Annotated in this window: 15 protein-coding genes and 2 pseudogenes; 9 read left to right on the top strand and 8 right to left on the bottom strand. The window is 72.8% G+C overall.

The window, feature by feature from the left end; all coding sequences use genetic code 11:
- The 4 genes and pseudogenes from IDM29_RS08670 to IDM29_RS08655 form a co-directional block, all read left to right on the top strand.
- A pseudogene (locus IDM29_RS08670) lies at positions 1 to 940 on the top strand (hypothetical protein); the annotation flags it as partial.
- A gap of 98 nt (positions 941 to 1,038) precedes the next feature.
- On the top strand, positions 1,039 to 2,052 hold the full coding sequence (trxB, locus tag IDM29_RS08665) for a thioredoxin-disulfide reductase (RefSeq protein ID WP_182112545.1): 1,014 nt from the start codon (positions 1,039 to 1,041) through the stop codon (positions 2,050 to 2,052).
- Entirely contained in the window at positions 2,049 to 2,384 is a 336-nt protein-coding gene (gene trxA, locus IDM29_RS08660) for a thioredoxin (RefSeq protein ID WP_182112546.1), read from the top strand. Before trxB ends, trxA begins: the two co-directional genes overlap by 4 nt.
- Positions 2,385 to 2,546: 162 nt before the next feature.
- Positions 2,547 to 3,908 (top strand): PLP-dependent aminotransferase family protein, encoded by a 1,362-nt coding sequence (locus IDM29_RS08655; protein WP_182112547.1) that lies wholly within the window; start codon positions 2,547 to 2,549, stop codon positions 3,906 to 3,908.
- A gap of 27 nt (positions 3,909 to 3,935) precedes the next feature.
- Here IDM29_RS08655 and IDM29_RS08650 read toward each other — a convergent pair whose 3' ends face one another.
- From IDM29_RS08650 to rpmH, 8 genes are all read right to left on the bottom strand, one after another.
- A complete protein-coding gene (locus IDM29_RS08650; protein WP_182112548.1) occupies positions 3,936 to 5,204 on the bottom strand; it encodes a ParB/RepB/Spo0J family partition protein in 1,269 nt (422 codons plus the stop codon).
- The gene (locus IDM29_RS08645) at positions 5,204 to 6,160 is read right to left on the bottom strand and encodes a ParA family protein (RefSeq protein WP_182114352.1); all 957 of its coding nucleotides are present in this window, start codon (positions 6,158 to 6,160) and stop codon (positions 5,204 to 5,206) included. The genes IDM29_RS08650 and IDM29_RS08645 overlap by 1 nt, the downstream gene beginning before the upstream one ends.
- Positions 6,161 to 6,679: 519 nt before the next feature.
- Positions 6,680 to 7,321, bottom strand: a complete 642-nt coding sequence (gene rsmG, locus IDM29_RS08640; RefSeq protein WP_255491693.1) for a 16S rRNA (guanine(527)-N(7))-methyltransferase RsmG — start codon at positions 7,319 to 7,321, stop codon at positions 6,680 to 6,682.
- A gap of 103 nt (positions 7,322 to 7,424) precedes the next feature.
- Positions 7,425 to 7,943, bottom strand: coding sequence for a R3H domain-containing nucleic acid-binding protein (locus IDM29_RS08635; RefSeq protein ID WP_182112549.1), 519 nt, complete (start codon positions 7,941 to 7,943; stop codon positions 7,425 to 7,427).
- Between the two features lie 58 nt (positions 7,944 to 8,001).
- Positions 8,002 to 9,309, bottom strand: a complete 1,308-nt coding sequence (gene yidC, locus IDM29_RS08630; RefSeq protein WP_182112550.1) for a membrane protein insertase YidC — start codon at positions 9,307 to 9,309, stop codon at positions 8,002 to 8,004.
- Positions 9,309 to 9,632, bottom strand: a complete 324-nt coding sequence (gene yidD, locus IDM29_RS08625) for a membrane protein insertion efficiency factor YidD (RefSeq protein ID WP_182112551.1) — start codon at positions 9,630 to 9,632, stop codon at positions 9,309 to 9,311. The genes yidC and yidD overlap by 1 nt, the downstream gene beginning before the upstream one ends.
- Positions 9,629 to 9,991 carry a ribonuclease P protein component gene (gene rnpA, locus IDM29_RS08620; protein ID WP_182112552.1) on the bottom strand — a complete coding sequence of 121 codons (363 nt, stop codon included), beginning with the start codon at positions 9,989 to 9,991 and terminating at the stop codon, positions 9,629 to 9,631. The genes yidD and rnpA overlap by 4 nt, the downstream gene beginning before the upstream one ends.
- 7 nt (positions 9,992 to 9,998) lie before the next feature.
- Positions 9,999 to 10,136 carry a 50S ribosomal protein L34 gene (gene rpmH / locus IDM29_RS08615; RefSeq protein ID WP_010849920.1) on the bottom strand — a complete coding sequence of 46 codons (138 nt, stop codon included), beginning with the start codon at positions 10,134 to 10,136 and terminating at the stop codon, positions 9,999 to 10,001.
- Positions 10,137 to 10,603: 467 nt separating this feature from the next.
- Between rpmH and dnaA the strand changes: the two genes are divergently transcribed.
- From dnaA to IDM29_RS08590, 5 genes and pseudogenes are all read left to right on the top strand, one after another.
- Positions 10,604 to 12,085: a chromosomal replication initiator protein DnaA gene (dnaA, locus tag IDM29_RS08610; RefSeq protein ID WP_182112553.1), complete on the top strand. Its 1,482-nt coding sequence runs from the start codon at positions 10,604 to 10,606 to the stop codon at positions 12,083 to 12,085.
- A 567-nt stretch (positions 12,086 to 12,652) separates the two neighbouring features.
- The gene (gene dnaN / locus IDM29_RS08605; protein WP_182112554.1) at positions 12,653 to 13,783 is read left to right on the top strand and encodes a DNA polymerase III subunit beta; all 1,131 of its coding nucleotides are present in this window, start codon (positions 12,653 to 12,655) and stop codon (positions 13,781 to 13,783) included.
- Between the two features lie 18 nt (positions 13,784 to 13,801).
- Positions 13,802 to 14,707: a phosphogluconate dehydrogenase (NAD(+)-dependent, decarboxylating) gene (gene gnd / locus IDM29_RS08600; RefSeq protein WP_182112555.1), complete on the top strand. Its 906-nt coding sequence runs from the start codon at positions 13,802 to 13,804 to the stop codon at positions 14,705 to 14,707.
- A 10-nt stretch (positions 14,708 to 14,717) separates the two neighbouring features.
- The gene (recF, locus tag IDM29_RS08595; RefSeq protein WP_182112556.1) at positions 14,718 to 15,992 is read left to right on the top strand and encodes a DNA replication/repair protein RecF; all 1,275 of its coding nucleotides are present in this window, start codon (positions 14,718 to 14,720) and stop codon (positions 15,990 to 15,992) included.
- A pseudogene (locus tag IDM29_RS08590) lies at positions 15,982 to 16,167 on the top strand (hypothetical protein); the annotation flags it as partial. The gene recF and the pseudogene IDM29_RS08590, both read left to right, overlap by 11 nt.

Here is a 16,167-nt window from a genome sequence, read left to right as displayed (position 1 = left end):
CGCGCGGGCCGGGACGGACGCCCCCGACCAGGCCGAGGCCGGTGCGGACGCAGCGGCGGCCACGCAGGCCATGCCGACCGGAGCCGCGCCGACGCAGGTCATGGGCCCGGCCACGGTGCAGCGCCGTCCCGTCCGGCCCCCGGCGTCGAGCGACCGCCCCTCGCCCTCGACCGACCACGGGCCCGCGCCCGACCCGGAGCGTGCGCCCGACCGCGAGCACCACCGCGGGCACGAGTCCTTCGAGCACCTCATCGGCACCCCCGTCGAGGTGCTCGTGCGCAAGCGCTTCGACCCCACACCCATCGTGCTCGCCCTGGTCGGCATCGCCGTCGTCATCGGCCTGGTGTGGGCGTGGAACGCGCTGACCGACCCGCCCCCGCCGATCGGCGGCAGCGACGGCTTCGGCGACGTCGTCGACTCCGCCGCACCCGAGGAGCCCGAGGCCGACGCCCCGGCCGAGGGCGAGGGCGAGGGCGAGGGCGAGGCGCCCGGGGACGCGGCGACGGCCGTGCCGCCCACCATCGCGTCCGGCGAGATGCTCGACCCGCCGCCCGGTGGCGACAACAACGAGCACCCCGAGGCCGTCGCGCTCGCCTACGACGGCGACCCCGCCACCCACTGGTACACGCGGACGTACAAGTCGCCGACCTACGGCATGAAGCCCGGCGTCGGCTACGCGGTCACGCTGGCCGAGCCGGCCACGGTCACCACCGTCACGCTCGTGGTCAACGGCACGGGCGGCAACGTCGAGATCCGCGCGACGGACCCGGCGACGCCGACCGAGGGTGAGGTGCTCGCGTCCGGCCCGATGTCCGCCGAGACGGTGCTGACGCTGAGCAGCCCCACCGAGACCCAGCACCTGGTGCTGTGGTTCACCGAGCTCCCGCAGACCGCCGACGGCAGCAACCGCGTGGAGCTCGCGGAGATCCGCCTCTCCTGACCGGGCCGTGCCGGCACCGGTCGGCGCCGGCACGGAACATCCGGCCTCTAGGATCGGTTGACGCGATCGAACCACCCACCGGACGAAGGACGCCGCACGTGACCGACACCCTCCGGGACCTTGTGATCATCGGGTCCGGCCCCGCCGGCTACACCGCCGCCGTGTACGCCGCGCGCGCCGGCCTGGCACCCGTCGTCGTCGCGGGCTCCGTGACCGCGGGCGGCGCCCTGATGAACACCACCGAGGTGGAGAACTTCCCGGGCTTCGTCGACGGCGTCATGGGTCCGGACCTCATGGAGAACATGCGCAAGCAGGCGGAGCGCTTCGGCGCGGACGTCCGCTACGACGACGTCGTGCGCGCCGACCTGGTCGGCCCCGTCAAGACCGTGGTCACCGGGAACGGCGACACCTTCCGGGCGCGCGCCGTGATCCTCGCGACGGGCTCCGCCTACCGCGAGCTCGGGCTGCCGGACGAGAAGCGCCTCTCGGGCCACGGCGTCTCGTGGTGCGCGACGTGCGACGGGTTCTTCTTCCGCGACCAGGACGTCGTCGTGGTGGGCGGCGGGGACTCCGCCGTCGAGGAGGCGACGTTCCTCACGCGCTTCGCGAGGACGGTCACCATGGTGCACCGCCGCGACGAGCTGCGCGCCTCGAAGATCATGGCGGACCGCGCGACGTCCGACCCCAAGATCCGGTTCGCCTGGAACAGCGAGGTCGTCGCGATCCACGGCCAGGACAAGGTCTCGGGCGTCACCCTGCGTGACACGGTGACCGGCGCCGAGCGTGAGCTGGCGGCGACCGGCCTGTTCGTCGCCATCGGGCACGTCCCGCGCAACGAGCTGCTCGTCGGCCAGGTCGACCTCGACGACGAGGGCTACGTCCTCGTCGGGCCCGAGGCCGCCGGTGCCGGCGCGCGTGGGACCGCCACCAACGTCGAGGGCGTGTTCGCGTGCGGCGACCTCGTCGACCACGTGTACCGCCAGGCCATCACGGCCGCCGGCACGGGCTGCGCCGCCGCGCTCGACGCCCAGCACTACCTGGCGGAGCTCGTGCACGCCGCCGAGCCCCCCGCCCCCGCCGCCCTGCCCCAGAAGATCGAGGAGACCCTGTGAGCACCGTCCCCGTCACCGACGCCACCTTCAAGACCGAGGTCCTCGAGTCCGAGATCCCCGTGGTCCTGGACTTCTGGGCGCCGTGGTGCGGCCCGTGCCGCCAGGTCGCCCCGATCCTCGAGGAGCTGTCCGAGACCTACGCGGGCCGCGTCAAGATCGCGAAGATCAACTCGGATGAGAACCCGCAGGTCACGGCGGCCTACGGCATCACGTCCATCCCGACGCTGAACATCTACACGGGCGGCGAGCTCGTCAAGCAGGTCGTCGGCGCGCGTCCCAAGCCGGCGCTCGTCACCGAGATCGAGTCGGTCCTGGCGGGCGCCTCGCGCTGACGCCGTCTGCTCCACCCGACCGAAGGCCCCGCGGCGAACCGCGGGGCCTTCGGCGTGCACGGGGGCGGCGCGGAGGCCAGCCGGTCCGGCGGTGGGCCACCGGTGTCCCGCCGGCCGGTCGGCGCGCGTCTCACCTGTCCGCCGCGTGGCAGACTTCGGGACATGACTCCCGAGCACGGCGAGCCGACGGGGCGGGTGACTCCCGCGACCGGCGGAGCCGCTCCCCGCGTCCAGCCCGCCACCGGGACCCGCCTCGACCCCTGGATCGAGGCCTACGCCGACCGCACCCACGGCATGCGCGCCTCGGAGATCCGCGCGCTCTTCGCCGTCGCGAACCGCCCCGAGGTGGTCTCGCTCGCCGGCGGGATGCCCAACATCGACGGGCTTCCCCTCGAGGCGCTCGCCGAGTCGAGCTACCAGCTGCTCCTCAAGCGCGGAACGACGGCGCTGCAGTACGGCTCCGGACAGGGCGACGAGACGCTGCGGGAGCAGATCCTCGAGGTGATGCGCCTGCAGGGCATCCAGGCGCACCCGGACGACGTCGTGGTCACCACGGGATCACAACAGGCGCTCGACCTTGTCGTCAGGCTCTTCATCAACCCCGGCGACGTCGTGGTCGCCGAGGCGCCGAGCTACGTGGGCGCCCTCGGGGTCTTCCGCTCCTACCAGGCGGACGTGGTGCACGTGCCGCTGGACGAGCACGGGCTGATCCCCGAGGCGCTCGAGGAGACGCTCGCCCGCCTCAAGCGCGAAGGGCGCAGCGTCAAGCTGCTCTACACGGTCCCGAACTTCCACAACCCGGCCGGCGTCACCCTCGCCCAGGAGCGCCGACCGCGCGTCCTCGAGATCGCGGCCCGCTACGGGGTCCTCGTCCTGGAGGACGACCCCTACGGTCTGCTGGGCTTCGACGGCGACCCCCTGCCCGCCATGCGCTCCATGGACGACGTGGGCGTCGTGTACCTGGGCTCGTTCTCGAAGACCTTCGCGCCCGGCTACCGCGTCGGGTGGGCGGTGGCCCCGCACTACATCCGCGAGAAGCTCGTGCTCGCGAGCGAGTCCTCGATCCTGTGCCCCTCGAACGCGTCGCAGCTCGCGATCTCGACCTACCTCGCGCACCACGACTGGCGGCACCAGATCAAGCTGTACCGCGAGATGTACCGCCAGCGGCGCGACGCGATGATCGAGGCTCTCGAGGAGCACATCCCCGAGGCGAGCTGGACGGTCCCCGACGGCGGCTTCTACACCTGGGTCAAGCTGCCCGAGGGCCTCGACGCCCAGGCGATGCTCCCCCGCGCGGTGACGGCGCTCGTCGCGTACGTGTCCGGCACGGCCTTCTACGCCGACGGTCAGGGCTCGGACCACATGCGGCTGTCGTTCTGCTACCCCACCCCCGAGCGCATCCGCGAGGGCGTCCGGCGGCTCGCCGGGGTCGTCGAGGCCGAGAGCGAGCTGCTCAGGCTCTTCGGCACCGGCCCGCACCGCGCCGGCGGCGCCGTGGAGAGCGCGTCGCCCGACACCCGCTGACACGTCGCGTCAGGGCGCCAGCCCGCGTCAGCGCAGCAGACCCGGGTCCTGCGGCGAGAGGGTCTCGAGGATCCGGTTGAGGTCCTGTACCGACGCGAACTCGACCGTCATCCGGCCCTTGTTCCGGCCGAGCTGGATCTTCACGCGCGTCTCGAAGCGGTCGGACAACCTCGTGGCCAGGTCGTCCAGCGCCGCGTTGTGGACGCCGGCCCGCGGGCGCCGCACGGGCACGCGCTTCTCGGCGTCACCCCCCAGCGCGACGATCTCCTCCGTGGCCCGCACGGAGAGGCCCTCGGCCACGATCCGCTGCGCCAGGCGCTCCATGGCGGCGCCGTCCGCGAGCCCCAGCAGGGCGCGGGCGTGCCCGGCGGAGAGCACCCCGGCGGCGACACGCCGCTGCACGAGCGGCGGGAGCCGCAGCAGGCGCAGGGTGTTGGAGATCTGCGGGCGTGAGCGGTGGATCCGCCGCGCGAGCTCCTCGTGGGTGCACCCGAAGTCGTCGAGCAGCTGCTGGTAGGCGGCGGCCTCCTCGAGCGCGTTGAGCTGGCTGCGGTGGAGGTTCTCCAGGAGCGCGTCGCGGAGCAGGTCGGTGTCGTCGGTCTCCCGGATGATCGCGGGGATCCGCTCGAGGCCCGCCTCCTGGGTGGCCCGCCACCGCCGCTCGCCCATGATGAGCTCGTAGCGAGGCGCGCCGTCCTCGCCCACGACGGGCCGCACGACGACGGGCTGGAGCACGCCGACCTCGCGGATCGACCCGACCAGCTCGGCGAGGGCCTCCTCGTCGAACACCGACCGGGGCTGGCGCGGGTTCGGAGCGATGGACCCGACCGGCAGCTCGGCGAAGTGGGCGCCCGGCACCGGGACCAGGTCGTCCGTGGTTCCACGTGAAACATCGGCAGCGGGACGGTCCGCTTCCGCCGTCGTGGCCGCGGTTTCACGGGAAACGTCGACGTCCGTAGCGCCGTCGTGCACCGATTCACGTGAAACATCGGCGCGCTCCCCCGGGCGCGGCGACAGGACGTCACCGTGCGGTGCCGGGACTTCCGAGGCCGCTGCACGGGGCCGCTGCGCGTGGTCGTCGACGAGGTCGACCGGCGACGGCGGGACGGTGGCGGCGGCCGCACCGCCGGTGTTCCCGGCGGCAACGACGTCGGTGCTCACGGGGACAGTGTCCGAGACGACGGCCGCAGCGGGTGCCCCGGGAAAGAAGACGTCCACCGGGCGGGCGTCGCCGCTCGGTGCGCTCGGGATCAGGGCTCCGAGGCCACGGCCCAGCCCACGACGCTTCTCAGCCATCAGTTCTCCTCGAGGTAGGTCGTCGCAGCGGGGTTCTCTGCGGGAACGGGCACGCGCGGTGCGCCACGCTCGGCCAGCTCGCGCGCGGCGGCGAGGTAGGAGAGCGCGCCGGTCGAACCGGGGTCGTACGTCATGACGGTCTGGCCGTGGCTCGGTGCCTCCGAGATGCGGACCGTCCTGGGCACCGTCGTCCGCAGCGTCTGCGCCGGGAAGTGCTCCCGCACCTCGGCCGCGACCTGCTGGGCGAGATTGGTCCGGGCGTCGTACATCGTCAGAAGGATCGTCGACACGTGCAGCGCAGGGTTGAGGTGGTTCTTGATGAGCTGGACGTTCTTGAGGAGCTGGCTGAGGCCCTCGAGCGCGTAGTACTCGCACTGGATGGGGATCAGCACCTCGCGCGCGGCGACGAAGGCGTTCACCGTCAGCAGGCCCAGACTCGGCGGGCAGTCGATGAACACGTAGTCCAGGCGGTCCGCGCCGGTCTCGCTCCGGTGCCGGAGGTACACGTCGATCGCGTTCCGGAGCCGGGTCTCCCGGGCGACCAGCGAGACGAGCTCGATCTCGGCCCCGGACAGGTCGATCGTCGCGGGAGCGCACAGGAGGCGTGGGATCCGCGAGGACTGCTGGACCACGGCGGCCAGGTCCTCGTCCTCGACGAGCACCTCGTACGTCGACGGCGTGCCGGCGCGGTGGTCGACCCCGAGGGCGGTCGACGCGTTGCCCTGGGGGTCGTTGTCGATGACGAGCACGTACGCCCCGGCCTGCGCCAGGGCCGCGGCGAGGTTCACCGTGGTGGTCGTCTTGCCGACGCCACCCTTCTGGTTCGCCACGGTGAGGACCCGGGTCGTCGTCGGGCGCTCGAACCGGCGTCCGGACAGGTCGATCCGCCGGCGGGCGTCGACGGCGAGCTGCGCCGCGAGTGGCGTCGACTCGTCGCCGTCCGGGATCGACTGCATGAGCGCTGCTCGGCGCTCGTCGTCCGCCGTGAGCGCCCCCAGGGCGTCAGCCGGTGGCAGGTCCTGCTCGTGCACCCGATCTCCCGTCGTCGTCGGTCCATCCTGCCATCTGGCACCGACAGTCCTCGCCACCGGCGCGGCCTGTTCCACGTGAAACAGACCACCCGCGCGAGCGCGTGCTCCGGCGGGCCTGCAACAGCGTGTGGCGGCGGGGCGCTGTGCGTGGTCGTGACCGCGCACGGGGGTCTCCGCCCCGTCTCGCGGGCGGCGGCAATGCTCGGTTCCACGTGAAACGCCGCGGCGCGGTACAGCCTCCGCACTCGAGCTCGCTAGGCGCGACCTGTTCCGCGTGGAACGACGATCAGTCGAGTGCCGCGGCCACGAGCTCAGGCCGGCTGCGCATGGACGAGCCCACCGCGTGGGTGGCGCCCTGTCCACCAGTGAGGCCGAAGGCGGCCCTGTTTCACGTGGAACATCGCAGAATCACTCCGCGCGGCTCCCACCCACGTCAGCCCGGTGTCAGGACCGGCCCCGGCCCCGTCGCTTCGGGGCCGGCACCGGTACGGTCGCCCGCACCACACGCACGACCCGCGTCACCTCCCCGCCCGGCGACACGTCGACCACCAATCGCTCGCCACCCCCGAGCGCGTCGATGACGGCGCCGGCGGCGGCCAGCTCCTCGACCGCGTGCTCGCCCTTCATCGCCAGCAGCACGCCACCGGGACGCAGCAGCGGCAGGGTCCACCGGGCCAGCCTGTCCATGGGCGCCACGGCGCGCGCCGTCACCGCGTCCGCGGAGATGACGCCGTGCTGCTCCTCGGCCCGGCCCCGGACGACCTCCACGTTGGACAGGCCGAGCGAGTCGCGCACCTCGCTGAGCCACGTGGTCCGACGCAGCATGGGCTCGAGCAGCACCACCCGAAGGTCCGGCCGGAGCGCCGCCAGGACGATCCCGGGCAGACCGGCGCCGGACCCGACGTCGACCAGCGTCCCGGTCGCGGGAAGCAACGGCGCGACCGCGGCGGAGTTGAGGAGGTGGCGCCGCCACAGCCGGGCCACCTCACGCGGGCCGATGAGCCCGCGGCGCACGCCTTCCGCCGCGAGCAGGTCGTGGAACGCCTCGACCGTCGGGCGCCCGGCACCGAGGACCTCGTCCAGCAACGCCGACGAGGGCGCCGGGTCCAGCTCAGCCGGTCCGGCGTCCCCAGCCGACGCGCCGACGCCGCCAGGTTCGGCGTCGGGCCCCGTTTCACGTGGAACCACGTCAGGCAGGCCGCACCACGACGTACCGCGACGGCTCCACGCCCTCGCTGTCGGACGCCAGGCCGGCTTCCGCGACGACGTCGTGGACGACCTTGCGCTCGAACGGGTTCATCGGCTCGAGCGCGACCGGCTGTCCCGCGGCCGCGACCTCGGCGATCGCCGCCCGGGCGACCTCCGCGAGCTCGGCCCGGCGGCCGGCACGGAAGCCGGCGACATCGAGCATGAGCCGGCTCCGCTCGCCCGTCTTGGTCTGTACCGCGAGGCGGGTCAGCTCCTGGAGCGCGTCGAGCACCTCGCCGTCGGCACCCACGAGCGCACGCAGGGCGCGCTCCGTCCCCGGCTCGGCCACGATCTCGACGGCGGCGCGTCCGTGGTCCACGTCGATGTCGATGTCGCCGTCGAGGTCGGCGATGTCGAGGAGCTCCTCGAGGTAGTCGGCCGCGATCTCGCCCTCCTCCTCCAGGCGCCGGACGTCGTCCGGGCCGTCGGAGGTCTCCGGAGCGGCAGTGCTGTCGGTCATGGCGTCTCCTGGTGCACGGGGATGGATCGGGCGGCCGCGGTCGGCCGGCCCGTCGAGATCACTTCTTCGGGGTCCGCGGCTTGCGCGGCGTGCTCGAGCCCGCGCCGTCCGCCCCCGTCGCGCCACCAGGACGCGGCTTCTTGGGCGCGGCCGAGGTCCCGGTGCCGCCCGCGGCAGCGGGCTTCGTCGTGCCACCGGTCGCTCCCGCCGGGCGGGGCTTCGTCGTGCCACCGGTCGCTCCCGCCGGGCGGGGCTTCGTCGCCCCACCCGCGCTGGTGGCCGGTCGCTTCTTCGCCGCGGGTGTGGTCGGCGCAGGGGCGTCGTCCTGGACCTCCAACATACCCCCGGGGGTATCCTGGACATCGTCCTGAGGAGCGTCCGAGGTACCCGCCGGGATTGTCGGCGCACCCGCGACCGGCTTGGCGCGAGCCTTGCGCTTCGGCTGCGGACGCTGCCCGCGCGGCTTCTCCTCCACCTCCGCCTTCGGCTCCTCCAGCACGATGCCCTTGGCGGCCGCCTTGCGCGCCCGGCGCTCCTTGAGCAGGCGGTCCGCCTCGGACCCGGGCGTCGGGTTCCGCCGGATCACGTAGAACTGCTGGCCCATCGACCACACGTTCGTGGTGGTCCAGTAGATGAGGACACCGATCGGGAAGTTGACACCCGAGACGGCGAAGACGACGGGCAGCAGGTAGAGCAGCATCTTCTGCTGCTGCGCCATCGGGCCCTGGAGCGCCGAGGCCGGCATGTTCTTCTGCGTGAGCTGACGCTGCGTGAAGAAGGTCGTCGCCGACATCGCGACGATCAGCAGGACCGTCACGATCTTGACAGAGACGTCGTCCGAGCCGAGGAACGTCTCGGAGATCTTGGCGCCGAAGAGCGTCGCGTTGTTCGCCTCGGCCGCGAGCTCCTGCGTCAGCGGGCCGATGGAGTCCCGGCCGTCGCCGTAGGTCCCGGCCTCGAGGGCAGGCAGGGAGTACAGCACCCGGAACAGGGCGAAGAAGATCGGTGACTGCGCGAGGATCGGCAGGCAGGACGCGAACGGGTTCGTGCCGTGCTTGCGGTAGAGCTCCATCGTCTCCCGGCTCATCGCCTCACGCGACGCGGGGTCCGTCTTGCCCTTGTACTTCTTCTGGATCGCCTGCATCTCCGGCGCCAGGGCCTGCATGCCGCGCGAGGCCTTGATCTGTCGCACGAAGAGCGGGATCAGCAGGATCCGGATGACGATGACGAGGCCCACGATCGACAGCGCCCAGGCGGCACCGGACGCGGGGTCCAGGCCGGCGGCCGTGAGGAGCGAGTGGAACTGGACCATGATCCACGCGACCGCGACCTTCAGCGGCCACAGGATGTTGTCGGGGAACGGCATCAGGCAGAGCTCCTCGCTCGGTGATCACACGCGTGCTCGTCGGCACAGGTCTGGGGGACCCGCGCGGGCGGGACGTCGTCGACGCCACCCGGGGTCCAGGGGTGGCAGCGGGCGAGGCGCCGCACCGCCAGCCACGTCCCGCGCACCGCACCGTGGCGCTGCACGGCCAGCAGCGCATACGACGAGCACGAGGGGTAGTAGCGGCACGTCGGGCCGCTCAGGGGTGAGATCACGAGCTGGTAGGCCCGCAGGAGGCCCACCAGCACCATCCGGGGCAGCTGTCGCAGCGCCTCGAGCTGGCCGGCGCCCGTGTGCGAGCTCATGGCCGGACCGCGGCGGAGGCGGCCCGCCGGGCCGCTGTGCTCAACGCCGAGGTGAACTCGTCGGCCAGGGTCGCGTAGGTCGCGCCGGCGGCCGGCGGGAGGACGCGCACGACGACGTCGGCCCCGTCGGGCAAGGACCCGCGCTGCTCGACCACCACGCCTCGCAATCTGCGTCGAACGGTGTTGCGCACGACCGCACCTCCGACGGTACGCGGGACCACGAAGCCCACGCGCGCGCCCTCACGGTCACCGGACAGCCGGCAGTGGACGACGAGCGTCGTCCTGCCGGCTCGTGCACCGCGGCGGATCGTCAGCGCGAAGTCCTCGGACCGACGCATCCGCAGCGGAGCGGGAAGCACCCCGCTGTCAGGCGGAGAGCTCCGCGCGCCCCTTGCGCCGACGGGCGGCGAGGATCGCGCGGCCGGCACGGGTGCGCATGCGCAGCCGGAAGCCGTGGGTCTTGGCCCGACGCCGGTTGTTCGGCTGGAAGGTGCGCTTCGACACGTCAGTACTCCACAAGGTTGGATCAAGGTCACCGCCGGGACGGCGGACGGTCGTCTGCTTCCTCGGACTGCGACACGCGGGGTCAGGACCCCGCGGCTCGAGAGCACCCCAACTGCTGGGGGCACGCGGGCACGCTGGCAGGAGCCGAGAGAAACGGCTGTGCCACGGTACGTGGCGGATCCCGGCCGGTCAAACAGGAGCACGGCTCTCGACGCCGGGCACGCAATCCGTCAGGATGCACTCGTTCGGCCGATTCGGGCCGACGACACACCGATGCAGGATCAGCGCACCACACGCGCACGATCAAGGACGCACGGGCGGCGGGTCGACGTGGACCCCGCCCGGTGCGGGCTTCGCGCACCTCCCAGCACAGCACACAGGGTGTGGAGAACTATGTGGATCACCGCGTGCCGTGCGAGACTCGCCGCCGGATCTGGCCCCCGCAGCACGCACCAGGAGCGATCACCGTGCCCCCACAGGACGACTCGATCGCGCAGGTCTGGGACCGCGCCGTCGGCCGACTCGCCAACGACCCTGCCACCAGCTCGCAGCAGCTCGCGTTCATCCGTCTCGTCCGCCCGCTCGGGCTGCTCGACGGCACCGCCCTGCTCGCCGTCGGCAACGAGTTCACCAAGGACTACCTCGAGTCCCGGGTGCGCACCGAGCTCAACGCCGCGCTGAGCGAGGTGCTGGGGATGGACGCGCGCTTCGCGGTCACGGTCGACCCGTCCCTCGACACCGAGGCGGCGCGTCCCGCGACCGAGCGCCCGGACCGGCAGGACCGCGACCGCGACGACCGCCTCGACGCGCGCGGGCACGACCGCCACGACGACGACGACGAGCGGGCTCCGCAGCCCAGCTACGGCGAGCGCTCGCTCGGCCGGGTCACCCCGTCCGCGCGACCCCAGGTCGAGCCGGCGCGCCTCAATCCCAAGTACCTGTTCGAGACCTTCGTCATCGGGGCCTCGAACCGGTTCGCGCACGCCGCCGCCGTCGCCGTCGCGGAGGCACCCGCGAAGGCCTACAACCCGCTGTTCATCTACGGCGACTCCGGCCTGGGCAAGACGCACCTGCTCCACGCGATCGGCCACTACGCGTTCTCGCTGTACCCGGGCGTGCGCGTGCGCTACGTGAACTCCGAGGAGTTCACCAACGACTTCATCAACTCCATCGGTGAGGGCAAGGCCGGCGCGTTCCAGCGCCGCTACCGCGAGGTGGACGTCCTGCTCGTCGACGACATCCAGTTCCTGCAGGGCAAGGAACAGACGATGGAGGAGTTCTTCCACACCTTCAACACGCTGCACAACGCGGACAAGCAGGTCGTGATCACGTCCGACCTGCCGCCCAAGCAGCTCAACGGCTTCGAGGACCGCATGCGGTCGCGCTTCGAGTGGGGCCTGATCACCGACGTCCAGCCGCCGGACCTGGAGACCCGCATCGCGATCCTGCGCAAGAAGGCGGGCAACGAGAAGCTCCAGGCGCCCGACGACGTGCTGTCCTACATCGCGTCCAAGATCTCCACGAACATCCGCGAGCTCGAGGGCGCCCTCATCCGCGTCACGGCCTTCGCCAACCTCAACCGGCAGCAGGTCGACCTCGCCCTCGCGGAGATCGTCCTCAAGGACCTCATCACCGACGAGGACACCGCCGAGATCACGGCCGCGGCGATCATCGCCCAGACGGCGAACTACTTCGGCCTGACGATCGACGACCTGTGCGGCTCGTCGCGGTCCCGCGTCCTGGTCACGGCTCGGCAGATCGCCATGTACCTGTGCCGCGAGCTCACCGACATGTCGCTGCCCAAGATCGGTCAGCAGTTCGGCGGCCGCGACCACACGACCGTCATGCACGCGAACCGCAAGATCCGTGAGCTCATGGCCGAGCGCCGCTCGATCTACAACCAGGTCACCGAGCTGACGAACCGGATCAAGCAGCAGCACCGCGGCTGACGCCTCGTCCGGGTCGTCCCTCTTTGACCCGTAGGACGACTGTTCACAACTGTGGAGATCCCTGTGGACGACGGTGGACGGGGACCGTGCTGGGTGTGGACGCCCGGGGTCCGGCCGGTGGACGGGAGGTGGCCACCCGGCGGCCGTCCACCGCCGCGGGTCGTCGTGCACCGATCGGTCGACACCGGGTGCACAGCCGCGCCGGGCGATGTGACCTGCGAGAACGTGGGATCTCCACATCGTCCACAGCACCGATGATGACGACGAGTCTTCTCTTCTCCAGGGATCCACAACGCCTTCATGGGTGGGGGCGGCGAACGACAGGAACCTGCGATCCGGGCCGCCGACGCCCACCCGGGTCGCGCATCACACGGATGGTGTTCGTCGCCAGCCCGACTCGCGTACTGTTCAGCCCAGATCAGCGGGCGCAGCGCGCCGTCGTGCCCGTCAGGGCCGCCGCGGCTCGCAGCAACCGGCAGCAGACCGGCGCCCGGCTGGACCACCGGCACGGCGCGCCAGCACACGGCCGCACGGGGGAGACCCCGGTGGGGCCCGAAGGGATGAGCGATGAGGTTCAGGGTCGACCGTGACGTCCTCGCCGAGGCGGTGACCTGGACGGCACGCTCCCTGCCGACGCGCCCCCCGGTCCCCGTGCTGGCGGGTGTGCGGCTCGAAGCCGATGCGAGCGGCGTCGTGCAGCTCTCGAGCTTCGACTACGAGGTCTCCGCGCGGTCCGAGATCGCCGCCGACGTGAGCGAGCCCGGCACCGTCCTGGTGTCCGGCCGACTCCTCGCCGAGATCTCCCGGGCGCTGCCGGCCAAGCCGGTCGACGTCGTGCTCGACGGCACCAAGGTCTCCGTGACGTGCGGCGCCAGCCGCTTCACGCTCCTGACGATGCCCGTCGAGGACTACCCCGCCCTGCCCGCGATGCCCGGCGTCGTCGGCACGATCGCCGGCCCCGACCTGGTCGAGGCCGTGGCGCAGGTGACCGTCGCCGCGAGCCGCGACGACACGCTGCCGCTGCTCACCGGGGTGCGGGTCGAGATCGAGGGCGAGGTCATCACGCTGCTCGCGACGGACCGCTACCGCCTCGCGCTGCGGACCGTGGGCTGGTCGCCGGCCGACCCGGCCCACTCGTCGGTCGCGCTGGTCCGGGCGCGGACGCTGTCGGACGCCGCCAAGTCCCTGGGCTCGAGCGACCGCGTGACGGTCGCGCTCGCCACGGGCGCCGGCGTGGACCTCATCGGGTTCGAGGCCGGCGGCCGGCACACGACCTCGCTCCTGGTCGACGGCGACTACCCGGCGGTCCGCCGGCTGTTCGCCGCGGAGAAGCCGATCCACGCCGTCGTCTCGACGCAGGCGCTGACGGAGGCCGCCCGGCGCGTCTCCCTCGTCGCCGAGCGCAACACGCCGATCCGCCTCGCGTTCAGCGAGGGTCAGGTGGTGCTCAACGCCGGCCAGGGCGATGATGCACAGGCCTCGGAGGCCCTCGAGGCGAGCCTCGTCGGCGAGGACATCGCCGTGGCGTTCAACCCGCAGTTCCTCCTCGACGGCCTCGGCGCGCTGAGCACCGAGTTCGTGCGCCTCGCGTTCACGCACCCGAACAAGCCGGTCGAGTTCACCGGCCAGCGCGCGCTCGAGGGGGACGACGACCAGAGCTACCGGTACCTGCTCGTCCCGATCCGTTTCGCCAGCTGACCCCAGGGGGAACCCGGCATGCACCTCGGACTCGTCGGTCTCGGCAAGATGGGCGCGAACATGCGCCAGCGGCTGCGTGACCAGGGCCTGCAGGTCACCGGGTACGACCGCAACCCCGAGGTGTCCGACGTCGAGAGCCTCGCGGCGCTCGTCGAGGCGCTGCCGCAGGGCCGCCGCGTCGTGTGGGTCATGGTGCCGTCGGGCGGGCCGACGCGGAGCACCGTCGAGGAGCTCGGCACGCTCCTGACCAGCGGGGACGTCGTCGTCGAGGGCGGGAACTCGTACTACAAGGACGACATCGAGCACGCCGCGCGGCTCGCGGAGGCGGGCATCCGCTACGTCGACGTGGGCGTCTCGGGCGGCGTCTGGGGCCTGGCCAACGGCTACGGCCTCATGGCCGGCGGGTCCGCCGAGGACGTCGAGCACCTCATGCCGGTGTTCGACGCCCTGCGCCCGGAGGGCCCTCGCGAGGAGGGCTTCGTGCACGCGGGCTCGGTGGGCGCCGGGCACTTCGCCAAGATGGTGCACAACGGCATCGAGTACGGCGTGATGCAGGCGTACGCCGAGGGCTACGAGCTGCTCGCCGCGCAGGACGTCGTCACCGACGTCGTCGGGACCATGCGCGCCTGGAAGCGCGGGACCGTCGTGCGGTCCTGGCTGCTCGACCTGCTCGTGGCCGCGCTCGAGAAGGACCCGGGCCTGAGCGCGATCGACGACTACGTCGAGGACTCCGGCGAAGGGCGCTGGACGGTGGACGAGGCGATCGACCAGGCCGTCCCGCTGCCCGTGATCTCGGCCGCGCTCTTCGCGCGGTTCGCCTCGCGTCAGGAGCCCTCCCCCGCGATGAAGGCCGTGGCGGCGCTGCGTCAGCAGTTCGGTGGGCACACCGTGCGTCAGGCCGTACCGCCGTCCGAACCCGTCTGAGTCGTCCGCCGTGCACGTCAGCCGCCTGTCCCTGACCGACTTCCGGTCCTACGAGCAGGTCGACCTCGACCTCGAGCCGGGCGTGACAGCCCTCGTCGGGCCGAACGGCCAGGGCAAGACCAACCTCGTCGAGGCCATCGGGTACGTCGCCACCCTCGGGTCGCACCGGGTCTCGTCCGACGCCGCCCTGGTGCGCGCGGGTGCGCCGCGCGCCGTCGTGCGGGTGCGGGCCGTGCGCGGTGAGCGGCAGAGCCTCGTCGAGCTCGAGCTGAACCCGGGCCGGGCCAACCGGGCACAGGTCAACCGCGCACCGGTGCGCCGGCCCCGCGACGTGCTGGGCATCCTGCGCACGGTGCTCTTCGCGCCGGAGGACCTGGCGCTGGTCAAGGGCGACCCGGACGGGCGCCGGCGGTTCCTCGACGAGCTCATGGTGCAGGTCCAGCCGCGGATGGCGGGCGTGCTGGCGGACCACGAGCGCGTCCTGCGCCAGCGGGGGGCGCTGCTCAAGACCGCCGGCGCCGCCCGGCGCGGCCGCCGCCACCGCTCCGCGGACGAGGGCGAGGCGGGCGCGGACCTGCGGACCCTCGACGTGTGGGACAGCAAGCTCGCCGAGATCGGCGCGCAGGTCCTGGCCGCGCGGGTCCGGCTCGTCGAGCAGCTGCGACCCCACGTCGCGGCGGCCTACGCGCAGGTCAGCGACGGTCAGGGCGAGGCGGTCCTCGGCTACCGGTCCTCGCTCGTGGCCAGCGCGCCGGACGACGACGACCGGCCGGGGCGCGCCCAGGTCGGTGGACCGGGCGTCCTCGCCCCGGCCGACGTGCCGCACCTCGATGCCGGCCCCGAGCTGCTCGAGGCGCAGCTGCTCGAGGCGATGAGCCGCCTGCGGACCCAGGAGATCGACCGCGGCGTGAACCTCGTCGGCCCTCACCGCGACGACCTCGTGCTGACCCTGGGTGGCCTGCCCGCCAAGGGCTACGCGAGCCACGGGGAGTCGTGGTCGTACGCGCTCGCGCTGCGGCTCGCGTCGTTCGAGCTCCTCACCCACGGCTCGCCCGACGACGACGCTGCGCTGGGCATCTCGGACTGGGGCGAGGGCGCGGAGCCGGTGCTCATCCTCGACGACGTCTTCGCCGAGCTCGACGTGCGGCGCCGGGACCGGCTCGCCGCCCTCGTCGCCCGCGCCGAGCAGGTGCTGGTCACGGCGGCCGTCGCCGAGGACGTGCCCGAGCAGCTCGACGGCGCCCGCGTGGACGTCATGGGCGGGCGGGTGACCCGTGTCCGGTGACGAGGAGCGGCCGGGTGCAGGCGACGCCCAGCGTCACGACGACCCGGGCCACGACGCCCTGGACGACCGGCCGGACGGCCCGACCGTCGAGCCGGGCCGGCCGGTGGCCGAGGCCCTCGGCCTGACGCCGGCCTCCGAGGTCGCGCGCGCGAGCCTCAACCGCGCCAAGGCGGCC

Source organism: Actinotalea sp. JY-7885 (assembly GCF_014525465.1).
Taxonomy (GTDB): domain Bacteria; phylum Actinomycetota; class Actinomycetes; order Actinomycetales; family Cellulomonadaceae; genus Actinotalea.
This window is presented reverse-complemented; position numbering and strand designations above follow the sequence as displayed.

Coding starts and splice junctions, on each gene's coding strand:
- IDM29_RS08655 (WP_182112547.1), top strand. CDS start 2,547: ATGACTCCCGAGCACGGCGAGCCGACGGGGCGGGTGACTCCCGCGACC.
- IDM29_RS08650 (WP_182112548.1), bottom strand. CDS start 5,204: ATGGCTGAGAAGCGTCGTGGGCTGGGCCGTGGCCTCGGAGCCCTGATC.
- IDM29_RS08645 (WP_182114352.1), bottom strand. CDS start 6,160: ATGCAGTCGATCCCGGACGGCGACGAGTCGACGCCACTCGCGGCGCAG.
- IDM29_RS08635 (WP_182112549.1), bottom strand. CDS start 7,943: ATGACCGACAGCACTGCCGCTCCGGAGACCTCCGACGGCCCGGACGAC.
- yidC (WP_182112550.1), bottom strand. CDS start 9,309: ATGCCGTTCCCCGACAACATCCTGTGGCCGCTGAAGGTCGCGGTCGCG.
- yidD (WP_182112551.1), bottom strand. CDS start 9,632: ATGAGCTCGCACACGGGCGCCGGCCAGCTCGAGGCGCTGCGACAGCTG.
- dnaN (WP_182112554.1), top strand. CDS start 12,653: ATGAGGTTCAGGGTCGACCGTGACGTCCTCGCCGAGGCGGTGACCTGG.
- gnd (WP_182112555.1), top strand. CDS start 13,802: ATGCACCTCGGACTCGTCGGTCTCGGCAAGATGGGCGCGAACATGCGC.